17 protein-coding genes and 2 tRNA genes are annotated in these 19350 nt (G+C 33.8%); 4 read left to right on the forward strand and 15 right to left on the reverse strand.

The window, feature by feature from the left end; all coding sequences use genetic code 11:
• Positions 1 to 144 precede the first annotated feature (144 nt).
• Complete coding sequence (locus NK213_RS09435) at positions 145 to 1023, forward strand: VIT1/CCC1 transporter family protein (RefSeq protein ID WP_253348704.1); 879 nt, start codon at positions 145 to 147, stop codon at positions 1021 to 1023.
• A gap of 49 nt (positions 1024 to 1072) precedes the next feature.
• On the opposite strand, the gene NK213_RS09440 is transcribed toward NK213_RS09435, so the two are convergent.
• The 15 genes from NK213_RS09440 to malQ all read right to left on the reverse strand — a co-directional run bounded on the left by NK213_RS09440 (position 1073) and on the right by malQ (position 17996).
• A complete protein-coding gene (locus NK213_RS09440) occupies positions 1073 to 1627 on the reverse strand; it encodes a hypothetical protein (RefSeq protein WP_253348705.1) in 555 nt (184 codons plus the stop codon).
• A gap of 43 nt (positions 1628 to 1670) precedes the next feature.
• Positions 1671 to 2090 (reverse strand): EF-Tu/IF-2/RF-3 family GTPase, encoded by a 420-nt coding sequence (locus tag NK213_RS09445; protein ID WP_253348706.1) that lies wholly within the window; start codon positions 2088 to 2090, stop codon positions 1671 to 1673.
• Between the two features lie 32 nt (positions 2091 to 2122).
• A complete protein-coding gene (locus tag NK213_RS09450) occupies positions 2123 to 2413 on the reverse strand; it encodes a hypothetical protein (protein ID WP_253348707.1) in 291 nt (96 codons plus the stop codon).
• A 14-nt stretch (positions 2414 to 2427) separates the two neighbouring features.
• Positions 2428 to 3126, reverse strand: a complete 699-nt coding sequence (locus NK213_RS09455; protein WP_253348708.1) for a hypothetical protein — start codon at positions 3124 to 3126, stop codon at positions 2428 to 2430.
• 15 nt (positions 3127 to 3141) lie between these two features.
• On the reverse strand, positions 3142 to 4404 hold the full coding sequence (locus NK213_RS09460) for a glutamate-5-semialdehyde dehydrogenase (RefSeq protein WP_253348709.1): 1263 nt from the start codon (positions 4402 to 4404) through the stop codon (positions 3142 to 3144).
• A gap of 11 nt (positions 4405 to 4415) precedes the next feature.
• Positions 4416 to 5537 carry a glutamate 5-kinase gene (gene proB / locus NK213_RS09465; protein ID WP_253348710.1) on the reverse strand — a complete coding sequence of 374 codons (1122 nt, stop codon included), beginning with the start codon at positions 5535 to 5537 and terminating at the stop codon, positions 4416 to 4418.
• A 359-nt stretch (positions 5538 to 5896) separates the two neighbouring features.
• Positions 5897 to 6493 carry a YqaA family protein gene (locus NK213_RS09470; protein ID WP_253348711.1) on the reverse strand — a complete coding sequence of 199 codons (597 nt, stop codon included), beginning with the start codon at positions 6491 to 6493 and terminating at the stop codon, positions 5897 to 5899.
• An 18-nt stretch (positions 6494 to 6511) separates the two neighbouring features.
• The gene (locus NK213_RS09475) at positions 6512 to 7954 is read right to left on the reverse strand and encodes an alpha-amylase (RefSeq protein ID WP_253348712.1); all 1443 of its coding nucleotides are present in this window, start codon (positions 7952 to 7954) and stop codon (positions 6512 to 6514) included.
• Between the two features lie 336 nt (positions 7955 to 8290).
• Positions 8291 to 8563: a helix-turn-helix domain-containing protein gene (locus NK213_RS09480; protein WP_253348713.1), complete on the reverse strand. Its 273-nt coding sequence runs from the start codon at positions 8561 to 8563 to the stop codon at positions 8291 to 8293.
• Positions 8560 to 8907 carry a type II toxin-antitoxin system RelE/ParE family toxin gene (locus NK213_RS09485; protein WP_253348714.1) on the reverse strand — a complete coding sequence of 116 codons (348 nt, stop codon included), beginning with the start codon at positions 8905 to 8907 and terminating at the stop codon, positions 8560 to 8562. The genes NK213_RS09480 and NK213_RS09485 overlap by 4 nt, the downstream gene beginning before the upstream one ends.
• 129 nt (positions 8908 to 9036) lie before the next feature.
• The gene (locus NK213_RS09490; RefSeq protein WP_253348715.1) at positions 9037 to 10380 is read right to left on the reverse strand and encodes an NCS2 family permease; all 1344 of its coding nucleotides are present in this window, start codon (positions 10378 to 10380) and stop codon (positions 9037 to 9039) included.
• Positions 10381 to 10539: 159 nt separating this feature from the next.
• Positions 10540 to 11808 carry a guanine deaminase gene (guaD, locus tag NK213_RS09495; protein WP_253348716.1) on the reverse strand — a complete coding sequence of 423 codons (1269 nt, stop codon included), beginning with the start codon at positions 11806 to 11808 and terminating at the stop codon, positions 10540 to 10542.
• A gap of 471 nt (positions 11809 to 12279) precedes the next feature.
• The gene (locus NK213_RS09500; RefSeq protein WP_253348717.1) at positions 12280 to 14337 is read right to left on the reverse strand and encodes an ABC transporter ATP-binding protein; all 2058 of its coding nucleotides are present in this window, start codon (positions 14335 to 14337) and stop codon (positions 12280 to 12282) included.
• Positions 14337 to 16091, reverse strand: a complete 1755-nt coding sequence (locus NK213_RS09505) for an ABC transporter ATP-binding protein (RefSeq protein WP_253348718.1) — start codon at positions 16089 to 16091, stop codon at positions 14337 to 14339. Before NK213_RS09505 ends, NK213_RS09500 begins: the two co-directional genes overlap by 1 nt.
• A 414-nt stretch (positions 16092 to 16505) precedes the next feature.
• Positions 16506 to 17996 carry a 4-alpha-glucanotransferase gene (gene malQ, locus NK213_RS09510; RefSeq protein WP_253348719.1) on the reverse strand — a complete coding sequence of 497 codons (1491 nt, stop codon included), beginning with the start codon at positions 17994 to 17996 and terminating at the stop codon, positions 16506 to 16508.
• Between the two features lie 224 nt (positions 17997 to 18220).
• Here malQ and NK213_RS09515 point away from each other — a divergent pair, with 224 nt between their 5' ends.
• The 3 genes from NK213_RS09515 (at position 18221) to NK213_RS09525 (ending at position 18863) form a co-directional block, all read left to right on the forward strand.
• Entirely contained in the window at positions 18221 to 18433 is a 213-nt protein-coding gene (locus tag NK213_RS09515) for a DUF1858 domain-containing protein (RefSeq protein WP_253348720.1), read from the forward strand.
• A gap of 249 nt (positions 18434 to 18682) precedes the next feature.
• Positions 18683 to 18774: transfer RNA gene (locus tag NK213_RS09520), tRNA-Ser, on the forward strand.
• A 12-nt stretch (positions 18775 to 18786) separates the two neighbouring features.
• Positions 18787 to 18863 (forward strand) — tRNA-Arg (locus NK213_RS09525).
• Positions 18864 to 19350: the final 487 nt, after the last annotated feature.

Consider the following 19350-nt stretch of genomic DNA (forward strand, 5'->3'; position numbering starts at 1 on the left):
TGTTAATTTTTATAGATAATTCAGATATTTCTGAACTATTTATTCATCTAATTATATAAATCATTTACATTGTTAAATTCATTTTATCATTGTATAATTTAATTAGAGAAAAAATATAATCTGATTATGAAACGGAGGTACAAAATGAATGATAACGATTTTAAAAAAATGATTTTAAATCTTCAGAGTAATGAAATTACCGGCCGGGAAATATATAGAAGCATATCAGAAAACATTAAAGACCCTCATAATAAATCCCTTCTTATTGAAATAGCAGAAGAAGAACTGGTTCATTACAGTATTTATAAAAAATATACATCCGAAGATGTAGACCCTGATAAGAAAAAAGTTATGCTTTACACTATTTTATCAAAAATTTTCGGATATATTTTCACCATACGTCTGCTTGAACGTGAAGAAGACCGTGCACTTGAAATTCTCCGCGACCCTGATATAGCTGACTCTGTTCTCGATACAAAAGCTATCCGCGAACAGGAAGAAGAGCATGAAGAAAAGCTCATTTCTATGCTGAATGAAGAGAAAGTAAGCTATATAAGCTCCATTATACTGGGACTTAATGATGCACTGGTAGAAATAACAGGTTCTCTTGCAGGTTTTACTTTCGCTCTGCAAAATACACGAATTATTGCTTTATCAGGTCTTATTACCGGTATTGCCGCCTCTCTCTCCATGGCATTTTCCCAATATCTCGCTGAAAAATCTGCAGGAAAACATAATTATATAAAAGCAAGTCTTTATACCGGAATTACATATTTTGTTACTGTTCTTTTACTTATAATGCCCTTTTTATTCTTTCCTGATAATATGTATGGTGCTGCTCTGGCAGTTACATTATTTATCGTTATAATTGTTATATTTATTTTTACTTTTTATATTTCTATTGTAAAAAAAGTGAATTTTAAGCAAAGATTCCTTGAAATGCTTGCTATTAGTATTGGCGTAACTATTTTCTCTTTCTTGCTGGGAATTATTGCCAAAAAATTACTTGGAATAGATATATAAAAAAAATTACAGATACAAGGATTTTTCCTGATTATCTGTAATTTTTTATTTAAAAATATTTTATTAATAATAAAGCTGTAAGCAGTTTCGTATTTTCTTCGTCAGAGAGCTGCCATCCGGCTTCTCCCGCTGAAAAAACAACTTTTATTTTCTTTTTGCCAGTTGCATACATTCTCATATACCTTGTAAAGTCCTTGACAAATTTATCAGAATCTACTGTTCTCTGGCTTGTACTACTGATAACATTGGTTTCAATAGGATTGTATATATCTTTACCTTCAAGATTTACTGTTAATTCTATTTCTCCGTTTTTATTTACCTTTGAATCTTTTACTTCGGCCTTTATCAGATCAAAATTAACTCCTATCATTGAATAAAGCTTCTGATTGATCTCATCAGCCGGCATAGTATCATCAAAGGCTTTACCTTTATACTCCATCACATTATATATATGCCCTATAGCCGTTTCTACATATTCTTTCTTAAGATCACTGCTTTTCAAATATTCAGTGAGCAGTCCGCTGACATAGTTTTCATCTTCGCTTGGAGCCGCAAAACCAAATATTGTTAATGTCACTAATAATAAAATAATTTTTTTCAACATGATATAAATTCACTCCTTTTTTATTATACACTGTTTTTCAAAGTTATTTTGTTACTTTATCTCCTCTTTCCAAATCATTTCGTTTTGAATTTTTCAGCAGTAATCCTACATGACCGCCTGCTTCACCTGTGTCCAAAATCTTTCTCATACTTTCTATCCCCGTAACAGTATCTTCTATTACTGCTCCGTTTGTCTTTTTTATAAAAACTTTATCCCCTTTTCTTATCACACCGCTTTTTATCAGACCGGTTACCACAGTCCCTCTTCCTGTGATAGAAAATACATCTTCTATTTCCAGCTCAAAGTTTCCGCTGCTGTAAAAATCAGCTGAATTTATTTTATTATTACTTGTTTTTTCAAAAATATCTTCTTTGTTCCTGTCACTTATTGCATTTCTTTTCAAAATAAATACAATTAATAAAAGTACAACCATAACCATTAATATCATTATCACTGTTGTCATTCATAGCCCCTTTCCCCAGCTAGATTATGTATTTATAATTTTCTTACTATTTTATCTCCGGCTTTCAGATCCTCTTTTCTACTTTTCTTCAAATCAATTGATACAAAATCCCCGTGTCCCCATATGCAGGTTACAATGTCCTCCCAGACTTTTCCATCTGTAGTTTTTATATAAACAGAATCACCTAACATGTATACTCCGCTTTTTATATCACCTACAACCACAGTTCCTCTTCCTGTGAGATTAAAAACATCTTTTATTTCAAATTCAAAATCATCAGTACTTTCGTCCTTTACTTTCTCAATACGGTCTTTAATATTCATAACCACCACGAATTTTACAGAGAATCTTCAAGATTTTTATTATAATATTTTACAAATACCATCGCATTTAATAATTTTAAAAAATTCTTATTATCCATTACCCAGTTGCCGTTCTCAAGTTTATATATCAGTTTCACATTTGTTTTTCCTGCACTCATGGCGTTCATATCATCAAGGGAACTGCTTATGTAAGATACAGGCTCCAGTGTGTCCTGCTGTATATCCTGTATCTTTAATACCAAAGGATAAACAAGATTTTTACCTTCTATTGTAATAGTAAGTTCTATAGTATCTGCAAGCCATTTTATTCCTATGATATTTACTGCCAGTTTATCAAATTTTTTACTCAAAGGTTCATTTACAGAATTTATAAGGGCATCTTCTGAGATATTAGGAACCATACTTTTATTGCTTACACTCAACACCTTGTATATTTCCTGAATGCTCGCCTGTATATATGCTCGTTTTATTTCTTCATTTTTCAGATATTTATTAAAAGAATCCCTTATCACTGTTTTATCATCAGTTACATGGTTCAAAATTTCACTATTTGGAAAATTGCTTATTTCGTCATTTGTAATAATCAGCTGAAGTCTGTTACTGCTTATCCAGTCAGAAGCCCTCGAAAGATCTGAAAATGTCCTCTCTGTTGCAGCGTAACTGGAAAAAACAGAAACTAATAATAATATTATTATCTGAATACTTCTCTTCATATTTTATATCTCCTTTTATTTTCTTATTTGACCGTTTCCTCTTATAATGTATTTTATTGTAGTAAGCTCTCTTATTCCCATAGGTCCTCTTGAATGAAGCTTCTGTGTGCTTATTCCTATCTCTCCGCCGTATCCGAATTCCCCGCCGTCGGTAAATCTTGTCGAAGCATTCACATATACTGCTGCTGAATCTATTTCATTAATGAATTTCTCTGCATTTTCCAGATTTTCTGTCAGTATTGCATCTGAATGCTGTGTACTGTATCTGTCTATATGCTGAATTGCTTCTTCTATATTTTTCACGGTTTTTACAGATAAAATAAGTTCAAGATATTCAGTTTCCCAGTCTTCTTCCGTTGCTTTTTTTACTTCTATCCCGCTTTTCTTTATTATTTCAAAAGCTTTTTCATCAGCTCTGATCTCTACCTTGTCATTGTGAAGAACTCTGCTTAATTCAGGAAGAAGTTTTTCAGCTGCATTTTCATGTACCAGTAAAGTTTCAATTGTATTACATGTATTGCATCTCTGAGTCTTTGCATTTTCAATAATAGGTATTGCTTTTTGTATATCCGCAGTCTCATCCACGAAAATATGGCAAAGCCCTGCTCCTGTTTCTATTACAGGGACTGTTGCATTCCCTATTATAAAATTCTTAAGACCTTTTCCGCCTCTTGGAATTATGACATCAATATATTTATTTAATCTTATAAAATCTTTTACTATTTCCCTGTCTGTATTTTCTATGAGCTGGACTGCCCCGTCAGGAAGTCCGTGTTTTTTCCCTTCTTCCATAAAAATATTTTTTAATACTTTATTGGAATTAATGGCATCACTTCCGCCTCTCAAAATAATAGCATTCGAAGACTTTAGGGCAAGTCCTGCTGAATCTATGGTTACATTAGGTCTTGATTCAAATATCATACCAATAACCCCTAAAGGTACTCTCTGCTTCAAAATCTGCATTCCGTCGGGATGTTTCCATCCTTCCAGTATTTCCCCTATAGGATCTTTGAAATTAGCTATTTCAATAAGACTTTTTGCCATTCCTTCTATTCTTGAATCAGTTAACTCAAGTCTGTCCAGAAGTGCACTGCTTATCCCTTTTTCCCTGCCGTATTCCAAGTCTTTTTTATTTTCAGCTTTTATCAAATCTTTTTTTTCTATAAGTGCTTTTGAAACAGCTGTTAAAACAGCATTTTTTGCATTTGTATCAAGAATAGCCAGTTTTTTTGAAGCTTCTTTGGCCTTTTCCCCCAGTCCGAGTATATATTCATCCATAAAATTTCCTCCTATAATATAGTCAAATTATCTATATGTATTACGTTATCGTCATATTTATAGCCAAGGACATTTTCTATCTCATCACTTTTGTATCCTCTTATTATATTTATCTCATCTGATGAATAGTTGGCAATTCCTTTTGCTATAACATTTCCCTTGGAGTTCAGAATCTGAACCACAGTTCCTTTTTCAAATTTACCTTCAACTTTTTTTACCCCTACGGGAAGGAGACTGTTCCCCGACAGAAGGGCTTTTTCCGCTCCGCTGTCTATATAGATATTTCCGTTTTTATTCGTACCGTATGCAAGCCAGTATTTTTTCGACTTAATTCTTTTGTTGCTCTTTACAAATAATGTCCCGACCATCTCATAATTTACTATTTTATTTATATTTTCAGGCTCTCCTCCACTTGCTATTACCAGATTAGTACCAATTTTCGTAGCCATTTCCGCTGCAATTATCTTAGTGTACATTCCTCCGGTTCCGAATTTTGACCCTTCCATACCAGCCATTTTCTTCACATCTTCATCAATCTTGCCTACAAGCCTGATTAACTTTGCATCGTCATATTTCTGAGGATTTTTATTATAAAGTCCTTCTATGTCTGAAAGTATAATAAGCAGATCAGCATCTATAAGACCGGCTACCAAAGCCGAAAGCGTATCATTATCGCCTACTTTTATCTCATCTGCCACTACGGCATCATTTTCATTTACTACGGGAATTATTCCCTTTTTCAAAAGATTCAGGCTTACATTTCTGGCATTCAGATATCTGTTTCTATCAGAAAAGTCAGCTTTTGTAAGTAAAAACTGTGCTATTATTTTATTATACCCTGAAAACAAATTCTGGTACAAATGTGTCAGAGCTACCTGACCCACTGCTGCCACAGCCTGTTTTTCAGTAAGAGTTTTTGGTCTTTCAGACATTCTGAGTCTTCCCATTCCTGCTCCCACTGCACCGGATGTCACCAATACTACTTCATATCCGTTATTGCTGAGCAGGCTTATTTCCCTGACAAGCTTATTTATTTTGTCTATGTTCAAATTTCCGTCTTCTTTAGTCAGTGTGGAAGTCCCCACTTTTATTACTATTCTTTTTAACGCCCCCAATAATTCCTTCCTGTCCATTTTACACCTCTAAAAAGTATTTATATACCATGTATTATATATCTTTTGTATCAAAATATCAATTTATCTTTTTTATGTTTTTGTATTAGTATCATATTTTACATATAATTTTGAAACATTTTCAAAATGATAAATCACTGCTGTTATATTATATCATTTTCTTATTCATTCTTAAAATATTTTCTTTTATATATTTATTTTTCATATGATAATATTACAAAATATAAAGTAAAACAATCTGAATCATACCTTGTAAAAATTTATGTAAATCAAGACAGATGCTTTTATCCCGACATTAATATATATCCCCCAAAGCGGAAAACTAAAAAAGCTGCCCTTCAAGGCAACCTTTTTATAATTCAAACTGCTTTATTCCTTAGTTTTTTTCTGACAATTTTATATCCTGCAAATCCAATCGCAAAAACAACAACCACTCCAACAAACATATCCGTAATATATTTCTCAATAAAAAACCTTGCCTGCTCATTTATGGCAACAAGATAACCAAGATAAGAAATAATCATAAATTTAAAAGCTCTCCCGACAAATGATGCCCAGACATAATTCCGGAATTTCATCTTTGTAACTCCTGCTGAATATGTAAAAATCTTATATCCTATAGGAAGAAAGCCAGACAGCAGCAACGTCAACACACCGTGTTTCCTGAACTGTTTTTGTGAAATTACTTCTACTTTTCTAAGCATACGGCTTTTCCCGCTTAATTTTTTCAAAACCGGCTTTCCAAAATGAAGTCCTGCCAGATAAGCAGCCATCGCTCCGATCCATGATCCCACAGATAATAAAAGCCAGATTAATACCCAGATATCCGGATTAATAAATATCAAATACCACACATAAGCGTCTACGGGAACGGGAAGGCCCAAGGATTCAAGCCCTGCCCAGATTCCCACTCCAGTAAAACCCAGATGTTTTAACAATAATATAAAATGTTCCATTTTTCCGCCTTTACTTTATCATTTCTTTACCCATACAGCTGCTTTCCCGTCATTTACCCTGAATTCAGCTTCGCCGTTCTCGTCTATACAGATTTCGTCTTTTATATTTTCAGTAATTTCATACCATGTCTCACCGGCATGTTCTTTACCAATATTTATTCTTTTTGTTCCTTCAAGATGATTCGACAGGAGCATAACCAGTCCTGACCCCGGATGTTCCTCGTCTCCTTTCCTTACCATTCCTATGAGATTAGGATCATCAAAGTAATTTATCTGTTCACCGTAAGCATGATGCTTTCTCGCATAAAGCAGTTTTTCTATTACCCATCTGTGCGGACTTTCTTTCCCGCCAACACCGTAATAATCACCGTAAAATATACAAGGGTAACCGTCAGCTATAAGCAGAATCAACGCATATGCCAGAGGCTTAAACCAGCTGTCTATCTGTGATTCCAGTGAACCGCCCCACTGTGAATCATGATTATCCACAAAAGTTACCGCAAATAATTTATTGTTGACTACCAGAGCATTATCAAATATCTGTCGCAAATCATAAGCACTTCCGTTTTTAGAAGCTGTAAAAAAGTTAAAATGAAGCGGTACATCAAAGAGATCTGCCTGATAATTCACATTATCAAGATACTCCTGTATAGACTCAAGATCACCTTTCCAGTATTCACCCACAGCATAAAAATTTTCACCTCTGACTCCTCTTACTTCTTTGAGAAATTCTTCTATAAAGTTATTATTTATATGCTTTATTGCATCAAGCCTGAAGCCGTCCAGATTTAGTTCATTTGCTACCCACGCGCCCCATTTTTTCATCTCTTCCACTACATCGCCGCGTTCATAATCTATATTTGCAAACATGAGATAATCATAGTTTCCATTTTCATCATCTACATTCTGATCCCAGTTTTTACCGTCACCTGTCATTTTATAAATAGCTGTTTTCTTATTTATATTATTATAGTCAGTACCGTTAAAATGATACCAGTGCCACTTAAAATCCGAGTATTTATCTTTACGTCCCTCAAAATCAAATTTAGTCCATCCCTCTATTTCATACGGGTCTGATATTGCCTTGTTTCTGTCATTAGGATCTACTTCCTGCACCATAAACTTTTCTGTCCCGTCAGCTCCGGCTTTATGGTTCATCACTGCATCCAGATAAACTGATATTTCATTTTCGTGGAGTATTTCAATTGCTGATACCAGTTCTTCTTTTGTTCCGTACTTTGTGGCTACCGTTCCTTTTTGGTCAAATTCACCGAGATCGTATAAATCATATGCTCCATATCCTACATCCAGATCAGAAGTCCCTTTAGTCGCCGGAGGTATCCAGACTGCATTTATTCCTATCTCTCTTAGATGCTCCGCATCATCTGCCAGACGTTTCCAGTGTTTTTTATCCGCCGGCAGATTCCATTCAAAGTATTGAATCATTACTCCATTTATCATCTTTCCTCCAAATTTTTTAAAGGATTTTTCTATAATATGGATTATACTACTTTTGAAACAAAATAGATATAAAAAGTTTCAGCATACAAATGTTAATAAATTTTTATAGAATAATAATAGTAAAAGAAAAAAAATCATTCCTTTATTTACAAGGATTTTCACTATAAATACAGAGTTTATGAAAAAATATATATTTTATTTCAATACGTTATAAAAATAAAAATTGATTAAGAACTTTTTTTACTATTTTTTTCTAAAGAATGGTTTGTTTAATTTATAATGTAAATATAATTTCTCAAACATATGAAAAGGCAGTTAATACTTACTGCCCTTATTTTATCTAAATTCTATATGTAATTCTTTTCCCAAGCCCCGTGCGAGCTTCTTCAAAAATTTAAGACTGGGATTATACTCACCTTTTTCAAATCTGCTGATATTGCTTTGTTTAGTTCCTGTCCGCTCTGCCAGCTGCTGCTGTGTTAACTTTTGGTCATTACGAATTTTAATAACCTGTTTTATAAGCTCATATTCAGGCTCTAATTTCTTATATTCCTCATATAACTCCGGGTCTCCTTTAAATACTTTTTCCTTATATTCTTTAAATTTCATATCTCAAACCTCCTTTTATAGTCAGCCATCCTTTTTCTTGCAGTATCTTTTTCACATTCCGGCGTCTTATTAGTTTTCTTTATGAATCCATGCAATAGAATAATTTTATTATATACTGATATAAAATAGAATATCCGTGAAATACTGACAGAAGCTTTTATTCTTAATTCCCATAACTTACCTTCAATTTTTTTAGCATGAGGCATTGTTAATTCTATTCCAAATTCCTCAAGCAATTCAATTTCCCTAATTGCTCTGGCCTTACGCTTCACAGGCAGACTTTCCAAAAAATCCAATATTACATTTCTTCCGCTTTCTGTTTCATAAAACTCAATTTCCCACATAACCGGCCCCCTCCGATATTATTACACACATCATATATCATATACGATATATTGTCAAGGATTTTTTCAAATAAAAATATTTTCATCAAAATCAAAAAAACTGCCTGTAAAAAGACAGCTTTTCCTGTATCACATATTTATATAAAGCCTTATTATAAACAAAACCGCGAGTATATACATTACCGGTTTTATCTCTTTATACCTTCCAGTGGCCAGTTTTAATACCACATAAGTTATTATTCCTCCCGCTATTCCCTCTGCAATGCTAGTAGTAAAAGGCATCATAGTAATAGTAAAGAAAGCCGGCGCTCCTTCTGTGAGATCATTAAAATTTATTCTTGTAATAGAACCCAGCATAAGTGCTCCTACTACAATCAAAACAGGTGCTGTTGCCGCTTCTGGTATTATACACACAATTCCCGAAAGAAAAAATGCCATCCCGAATAGCACTGCCGTAGAAAGTGCCGTTAAACCCGTTCTGCCTCCGGAAGCAATACCAGCTGTACTTTCCAGATAGGTAGATGTTGTCGTTGTTCCTAAAAATGAACTTAATGTTGTAGAAATAGAATCACATACAAGAGCTTTTTTCATATTTCTTACTTCACCTTTTTCATTATAAAGTCCACCTTTTTCAGCTATTGCCAAAAGAGTTCCTATATTATCAAAAAGATCCACCAGACTTATCGTAAGTATTATCATAAGAATATTAAGCAGCCCGGAAAGCACTCCTTTATTCCCTATAAGCCCTAAAAAGTCCTGTTTAAAAAAAGTTGCTGAAATCCCGTGCGGAAGCCCGAAACCTCTCCAGTCACTGAGATTAGTAACGCCAAGCGGTATTCCCACAAGTGTTGTAATAAGTATTGACAGAATCAAAGCCGTTTTCAGTCCTTTTGACATAAGCGTAAGCATAAGAAGCAAGCCAAATATGCTTAATAATACTGCCGGATTTTTCAAATTTCCAAAAAACATTCCGTGGTCAGTAGATACTACTATACCTGTGTTTCTAAAACCAATTATTGCAATAAAAAGACCAATTCCTCCTGTTATTGCAATTTTTATATTTTCCGGCAGACTTCTGATTATTATTTCCCGTATAGAAGTAAGCGAGATACATAAAAATACCAGTCCTGAAATCGTTACTGCAGCAAGACCCTGCTGCCAGGTATAGCCCATTCTTCCGATTACTGTTGATACAAAAAACGCTGAAAGTCCTAATCCGGGTGCTGTTGCCACAGGCAGTTTGGAAAAGAACGCATGTGCCAGAGTTCCTATGATGGCAATTAAACAAACTGAAGTATACAACCCCTCTGATGGAATCCCTGCCGACCGCAAGAATCCCGGAATTACCGCCAGTACATATGACATAGTCAAAAACGTTGTAAGTCCTGCCATAAGTTCCGTTTTAATATCAGTACCATACTTTGATAATTCATAATAATTCTCAAAAAAATTCCCTGCTCTTCCTTTTATCACTGTTAAAATCCTCCTCCATTTATTATATTTATTACTTTTTATCATTTATAAAAAATTTGATAAAAATCTTATTTATAAATATTTTCAGAATTTTGTATTCTCTTATGGTGTCCGGATTTTTCGGGAAAATATATTACCTGTTTTCCCATAAATATTTAGTTATATTTTCTTTATTTCCTTTCCTGCACAAAATCTTCTTTCTATATCTGATAAAGCCCCGGAATATATAAAGCTTTGCAGGCGTTCTTCCAAAGACTTGTCTGCATTTCTGTCGTTTATTATCAATGCATCAAATTCGTATTCTTCTTCAAAACTTCCTACTTTTCCGAAAAATTTTCCTCCGCCCTTTGTAGCCAGATAGAATGCTTCTGAAGTTTTTAATATCGGGCTGTTTTTATCCACATACATATTATAAATTTTAGAAGCTTGAAGTGCATAAGCTGTGCAGTCTTTTATTGATAAAATATGACCGCCGGAAATATCACTTCCTATTCCCACATCTATTCCGTTATCCATGTATTTTTTCACAGGAGCTGTTCCGCTTGACAGATTTATATTTGAAGTCGGACAGTGTGCCACAAACACTCTCTTTTTCTTCATAATTTCTATTTCTTTATTGTCATTATGTACACAATGTGCCATTACTGCGGAATCCTGACCCAAAATCCCATATTTATCATATACACCAAGATAATTATCACTTTCAGGATGCAGTTCGTGTACCCAGTTTATTTCTCCGGTATTTTCCGACAAATGAGACTGCACAGGTACCTTATACTTCTGGGCTAACTCTGCTAATCCTGTCATTAATTCAGAACTGCATGTCGGTATAAATCTTGGAGTTATTATAAATTTTACTAATTCACTGCTGTTTGCATATTTTTTTATAAAATATTCAGTATCTTCCAACGATTCCTCTGTGTTTTCAATAAGATAATCCGGAGAATTTCTGTCCATATTTACTTTACCTATAAAAGCCCCCATCCCTGATTGATTAATTAAATCAAAGAGAATATCCGTTGCTTCCTTATGAAGTGTCGCAAAAATCACACTTCTTGTTGTTCCGCTTTCCAAAAGAGCATTCACAAACTCAAGATACACTTCTCTTGCATATCTGGTATCCTGAAATTTAGACTCTTCCGGAAAAGTATACGTCTCTAGCCATGGAAGCAGCTCTTTGTCCATACCGAGTCCCAAATTTCTAAACTGACCTGCATGTAAATGAAGATCCACAAAACCGGGAATAATCATTTTATCTCCAAAATCTGTTATTTCCATATTTTTGCAGCTTTCATCCAGTTCACGGCATATTTTTTTTATTTTGTTTCCCTCTACTAAAATATAGCCGCCTTCTATACTTTCAAATTTGTCCGGAGTTTTTGTAAAAATAATATCACCTTTATAAATTTTAATGTTATCCTTAGCCATAATCTTACATCCTCCTTTTACAAACAGCTTTATTTCCTTTAATATTTCTATATCTGCGGGAAAATCAATAAAGTCGTTTCTAAAATATATAAAATAATTTTTGTTATTTTTTAACATCAATGAATTATATTTTATTCTACCTCTTTTTTTTAATTTGTCAAGTGTATTATAATAAAAAAAATTATAATTTTATATATTTAAATTATAAATTAATATGAAAAATAAGCTCAATCATTGTCACAGTCATTTTCCGGCATTTCAATTTTCATTTTAAAATACTTATTTTATTTATTTCAAAAGAAAAATAATTTATTTTATTCATTTAATGTTTAAAAATAACGTATTTCCAATACATTAATATAAATGTTTTTATTTTTTAAAAATAAAATAAAATTCAATAAATAAGTTTATTTATAAAAATATTTGAATTCACAAAAAAAGCTGTTCTTCTTTAGAACAGCTCCCTATATTTTATATATTTAATGCAAATTTTTCTTTAGTATTTTTCAAAACTTCATGTGTATATTCTTCTCTCATCTGTGACTGATACATTTTTGCATAAAGTCCGTCTTTTTCCACAAGTTCTTCATGCGTTCCTCTTTCCACTACATTTCCTTTATTCAGAACAATAAGCTGATCTGCGTGTTTTACTGTAGAAAGCCTGTGAGCTATTATAAATGTAGTTCTGTTTTGTGATATTACATTAAGGGCTTTTTGTATCATAATTTCTGTTTCTGTATCTATATTTGCCGTAGCCTCATCCAGTATTAATATTTCCGGATCATAGACCATTACTCTCGCAAAGGCTATAAGCTGTCTTTCTCCTACAGAAAAGTTTTTCCCCATATCTTCCACCGATTCGTGTATACCATTCGGCTGTTTATCAATAAAGCTCTGTGCACCTATCTGATTCATTATCTCAAGGACTCTTTCCTCGCTTACATCATTGCTGTTAAAAGTTATATTAGAAAATAGCGTGCCGCTGAAAAGCACCGGATCCTGAAGAACCATTCCCACATGCGACCTGTAAGTCTGAACGGGATAATCCTTCAACGACCTTCTGTCTACGATAATATCACCATTCTGATAATCATAAAACCTGAGCAGAACATTCATAAGCGAACTTTTCCCGCTTCCTGTGTGACCTACTATTCCCACTGTATTTCCCGCCGGGATATTAAGATTAATATTTTTCAACACATAATTCTCATCATCATAAGCAAAACTAAGGTCTTTGAATTCCACATTTCCTTTCAGTTCCAATTTTTCATCGCTGAATTCCAGTTCTTTTGAAGGAACATTCAAAAACATGTCAAATATTCTTCTTGCTGAAACAATTGCTCTCTCAAATCTGTTCAGAACTCCGAAAAACCAGAACAACGGTGCAAATGCGCTGTCTACATACTGTACAAAGGCAAATACCGTACCCACCGACAGAATCATACTTCCGCTTAAAAATTCCCTTCCAAAATACACAAGTGTAAGTGTAATTGCCAGACGACGCACTGTATGAGCCATACCATCTGTGTAAAGCGCGCTTAACACTGCGAATTTTCTTTTATATTCCAGATAATCATCTGCCAATACGTCAAATTCTGCTATTGATTCATCTTCGTGAGTAAATGCCTGAACTACTTCTATTCCCTGAAACTGCTCGTTCATCATTGCATTCATATTAGACTGTATTTCTCTCGTTTCCTTGAAATTTGCCGATACATATTTTCTGTATAAATACAGCCAGATCATAATAATCGGAAGTATCATCAACGCATAAGATGCAAGTCTTGCATTCAGAAAAAACATTGCTATATATATGAAAACCACCTGTACTACTGCCTTTACTATCTCAAGAAGTGTATTTTCATATAATCCGAATATTGCATTACTGTCATGCACAATATACGACACTACCTTTCCGTCAGGGTAATCACTGAAATATTGTACCGGAAGTTTCTGCAGCTGCTTAAATGCATCCCTACGCAGATCGAATACTACTTTAGTAGCAAGTATTCTCAGGCTGTAACCGCATGTATACATCAAACACGCAGCAGCCATGAAAAGTATAAATATCATTGCTACCATAGACATTGCAGGTGCAACATACGGTTTATAAAAATTCCATACATCATCTTTTGTAAGCATATTGAACTCAATGTTGCTTGCCTGATTATTTATATAAAGCTGGTTATCTTTTATTTCCGCTTTTTCATCTGAAACATCCGAATCTACGAGTACATACCCATCTTTAGTTAAAATTATGCTGTTTTTTCTTAATACTTCAATATTACTATTTTCCTCAATTCTTGTATAATATTTTCCCTTATAAAAAACCGATTTTTTTTCATTCTGTATTGTGTTACTCACTGAAACAGGTCTGAACATCCCCATAATATATTTATCTATAATTATTTTTGTCGTCATTGTTCCCACTATAAATATCGTTGTGGAAAGCATTAAGGCAAAAAGACTGTAAAATAAAAATCTCTTATATGGTTTTGTATAGGCCCATAACTGTTTCCATATATACATTATTCCGCCTCCTCTGATTCCTGAGTTGTCATTGTATTTTGTTCCATAAACTGATCATAATACCAGCCTTTGAGCTCCATAAGCTCATCATGATTACCCTTTTCCACTATTGTACCTTCCTGAAGAACAATTATGCAGTTTGCATTTCTTACAGCGGATAATCTGTGCGCTACTATGATTTTTATCATTGCCGGATAATATTCTGTTATATTCCTGATTATATTTTCCTCTGTTTTCCCGTCAACTGCTGACAATGAATCATCCAGAACCAAAACATTTCCTGCTCTTACAAAAGCTCTTGCAAGCGACAGTCTTTGTTTCTGTCCTCCGGAAAGCATAACCCCTGATTCTCCGGTTACAGTTTCCAGTCCGTTTGTAAGTGTTCCGATGTCTTTGGTAAAATCTGCATGATCTATTGCTGTCATTATATCTTCACGGGAAGCATTCAGATTTCCCAGTCTGATATTTTCATATACTGTTTTTGAAAAGACAATATGCTCTTGAGGAACATATGCTATATGCTCTCTTATATCTTCTGCATTATACTCTGTTATGTCCCTGTTATTTATTTTAATTCCGCCTTCTCCTAATTTATACTGTCTCAAAAGCTGACGGATAATAGTTGTTTTTCCGCTTCCTGTTGTCCCTACTATTCCCAGTGTTTCGCCGGTTTTCACGCCGATACTGAATGAATCAAGGCTTTTTACAGAAGAACCGGGATAAGAAAAACTGTAATTATCAAATTCTATACTTTCTATTTTTCCAAGTCCCAAAGGCTTTTCCGGAATAATAATATCACTTTCTTCATTGTATACTGCATCAATTCTTTCATAAGAACCGCTTCCTCTCTGCAGTGTGTTAATAAAGGCACCTAAGGCGAAAACAGGCCATTCCAGCATCATTACATACACAAAGTATGTAACCAGTTTACCTGTTGTCATGTTACTTTTGAATACATCCATTATCCCGAAAAAAAGCGCCAGTGCCATTGCAACTGTAAATACTCCTATAAATAAAGGTTCATACAGTGAAATAACTTTTGAAAAAGCAATACTTTTATCATAAGTAGTCTGTGATTTTGAAAGAAGCTTTTCTATATCGTCTCTCTCTTTTGCATAAGCTCTTATTACCCGCACACCTACTATAGACTCAAGTACACTGTTGCTCAGCATACTTGTGGACTGCTGTCTTTCTTCATAAAGTCTCTCTATTGTTTTTTCCAGTTTATCTACCCCGAATGGAATTATTAAAATGGGAATCAAGACTATAATCGAAACTTTCGGATTAATGAAAAACATGCTTGAAATAAGCAGTGTCAGGTATAGCGAGGCCTCAGCCAGCATCAGAAAACCGAAATCCACTGCTTCACTCACAGCATTAACGTCTTCTGTAGCTCTGGACATAAGATCACCTGTCTGATACTTCTTAAAAAATTTTCCGTCCATTCTTATAATATGTCTAAAAAACTTTTTCAGTACTTTAAAAGAAAGAATATTGGCATTTTGAATAAAAATATAGTTCCATATTCCTGTAGTAATATATCCTATTACTATTATGGAAACCAATACTATTGTTATTTGTGTCATTTTTGTTCCTGTCAGTGTTCTCATCGTCATCTGATCTATTGTATACCCTGTGATCCACGGAACAATCAATGAAAATACATCTCCTATGAGCAGCATTAACAGCACCAGAAGATATCTCCATTTCATCTCCTTTATGAACCAGCCAAGCTGCTTAAAAATCTTTATCATTTCTTTCCTCCTTAAAACAAAATTTTTATTTTCTGCCTTTTATTCTTATCTTTTAGCACTCACTCCCATCTCTTAATCAAAATTTTTATAATAAAAAAAGTAAGGTCTATCACCCTACTAAAATTTTATTGCCTGTTTTAAAAAATAAAATTCGAGCTGAGCCTCTAAAATAGAGGCTGCACTCCTCTATTTATATATAAGAACAAAGGCTCAACACTAATATGCCGGCTGTTGTTCTGTTTGTATTAAATTCTTTAATCGCACTTAACTTAATATCCATGTTGTCACCTTCCTCTCTAAAATTTCAAAATTTATCTTCCAAAATCTTAACATACACTTATCGACTATGTCAAGGTTTTTTTCCTGTTTTTAAAGGCTCTGAAATATCTTCCCGTTTAATATTTAAGAAAATTTTTATCTTCCGTAAAGTTTGCTTATTCTTTTTATTTCATCTGATAAAACTGTTGTCAAATCCTCTTCTTTCATTCTCCATTTCCAGTTTCCCGCTGCAACTCCTGGGGTATTCATTCTTGCCTCGCTGTCCAGACCTAAAAAATCCTGCATAGGTGCCAGTGCCATGTTAGCAACTGATCTCCACGCGGCTTTTATAAACCGCCAATTTATCTCATTATCAGTATAAATATCCAGATAATCCCTCACATATTCTTTATCATGCTCGCTTGCTTTGGAATACCAGCCTGTAATTGTATCATTATCGTGTGTTCCGGTATACACCACACAGTTATGATTATAAGAATGCGTGAGATAATCATTCTCCTCATCTGAATCAAATGCAAACTGTAATATTTTCATACCTGGAAATCCTGTTTCATTTCTCAGTTCCACTACTTCATTAGTAAGGTTCCCCAGATCTTCGGCAATTATAGGGAGATCACCAAGTGCTGCCTTTATGGAATTAAAAAAATCTATTCCCGGTCCTTTTCTCCATTCACCTATGACCGCTGTTTTCTCTTCTGCGGGAACTGCCCAGTATGATTCAAATCCTCTAAAATGATCTATTCTTATAATATCTGCTGTTTTCAGATTAGCTCTTACTCTCTCTATCCACCATTTATAGCCGCTTCCTTTTAATTTTTCCCAGTCAAACAAAGGATTCCCCCAAAGCTGCCCTGTTTCACTGAAATAATCAGGCGGAACACCAGCCACATCTATAGGTTTTCTCTCTTTATCAAATAAAAATATTTCTGGATTTGCCCATGCATCCGCACTGTCAAAAGCAACAAAAATCGGAATATCCCCTATTATGCTGATACCTTTTGAATTAGCGTACCCTTTTATCTTTGCCCATTGATTAAAAAAAAGATACTGCACAAAGTAATTGTACTCTATATCATCTTTCAAAAGTTTTCTGTATTTTTTCAAGGCGCTTTCTTTTCTCAGTAGTATGTCTTCATCCCATTTTGACCATTCATACCCCTTAAAATAATATTTTAGGGAAATAAATAATGAATAGTCTTCCAGCCAAAAAGAATTCTCATCCTTAAAAATCTGTATTTCAAATTTCATCTGTTCATTATCTGATTTTTTGTAGTTTTCATATGCTTTACGCAACAAAGGAAGCTTATTTTTATATAAAAGACCATAATCTACATTTTCAGGATCGTCTCCCAATTCTGCTTCATCTGCATCCTCTGTCTGCAGCAGACCTGAATCTATCAGAGTCTCAAGATCTATCAAATATGGATTCCCCGCAAAAGCTGAAAAAGACTGATATGGTGAATCTCCATATCCTGTAGGCCCTAAAGGAAAAACCTGCCAGAGTTTCTGATTTGATCTGCTCAAAAAATTTATAAATTCTATCGCACTGTTCCCTAATGTTCCAATACCATATTTTCCGTATAATGATGACGGATGCAGTAAAATCCCCGAACTTCTTGGAAACATAAAAAACCTCCTGATATTTTATTTATCATCCTTAATATTCTACATTTTTCATAGTTTTAATATACCATATATCCCTTTGTTTGTCACTTAAATTAATTATTTCATGTATAAATTTTGTTTTTCAAATTACTTTCAATGATATATTTTGAATATACAATTATTTTAAATTGACATTTATTTCACTTATCTGATATAATTAGATGAAATTAGGAGGTGTCGTTATAATGGCAAAAGTAACTAAAGAAATGAATATCATGGAGGCTGTGGAAAAATATCCTATTATAGCACAGGTGCTTATGAGATACGGACTTGGTTGTGTGGGATGTATAATATCAACAGCGGAGACTCTTGGTGAAGGGATTGCGGCCCATGGGTTAAATCCTGATATTATAATAGAAGAAGTTAACATGATTTTAGATAAACAGGAAGCTGAATAATCTTACTTAATTTTGAAATATTGTTCCCTCTTTAAGTATACACTGACTTTTCGGTGTTATTTAAAGAGGTTTTTTATTTTATCAAAGGCTTTATTTTCAGCATTCCTACTGAATTTTTTGCTTTTTCTGCGCATTTTTCCTTATATCAAAAATTTCTTCTTGACAATAATGTATATTTTATGGTATCATTCTTCTTGCGATGATTAGAAAAGATGTTGCTTTTCTGTAGTTGCAGAATTTAATGTCTGTGGAGAAGTGGCAGAGTGGCCGAATGCGCTCCCCTGCTAAGGGAGTATCCGGGGAAACTTGGATCGAGGGTTCAAATCCCTCCTTCTCCGCCATTTTTTTATTTTGTACCCATAGCTCAATTGGATAGAGTGTCTGGCTACGGACCAGAAGGTTAGGGGTTCGACTCCTCTTGGGTACGCCATCGTTTAATTCTGACCACTTCAATGTGGATTTAAACATATATGAGAAAAAGAGTAGGTTTTCTACTCTTTTTTAGTTTTTAAACATATTGCTAGAATTGAAAAAAATTTTTAAGGATTGTATTAATGATATAATCTCTCATTATTTTTACTATTTTAACTATTCTCTTTAAAATCCTAAAAATAATGATGCTAATATTATTAAACATATAGCACAGATACATCCGCTGAAAGCCATGTGTAATATATTGTGATAGTATCTTTTGTCATTTTCTATATTTGCTTCTAATGTGTAAGAAGCATATGGTAAGTATATCCATATTAACGCCAGCATGGATATGCTGAATCCATATAATCTGGTACTGTATAAATGAGCCAGTATTATAATAGACAACGCTATATTCAGTCTTTTAGAGCCTGTGATAAAAAGTCTGTAAATAAAAAAATCTTTTTATGATAAACTAAAAACAGGAGGACTTTATTATGAAA

The organism is Sebaldella sp. S0638 (genome assembly GCF_024158605.1).
Classification (GTDB): Bacteria; Fusobacteriota; Fusobacteriia; order Fusobacteriales; family Leptotrichiaceae; genus Sebaldella.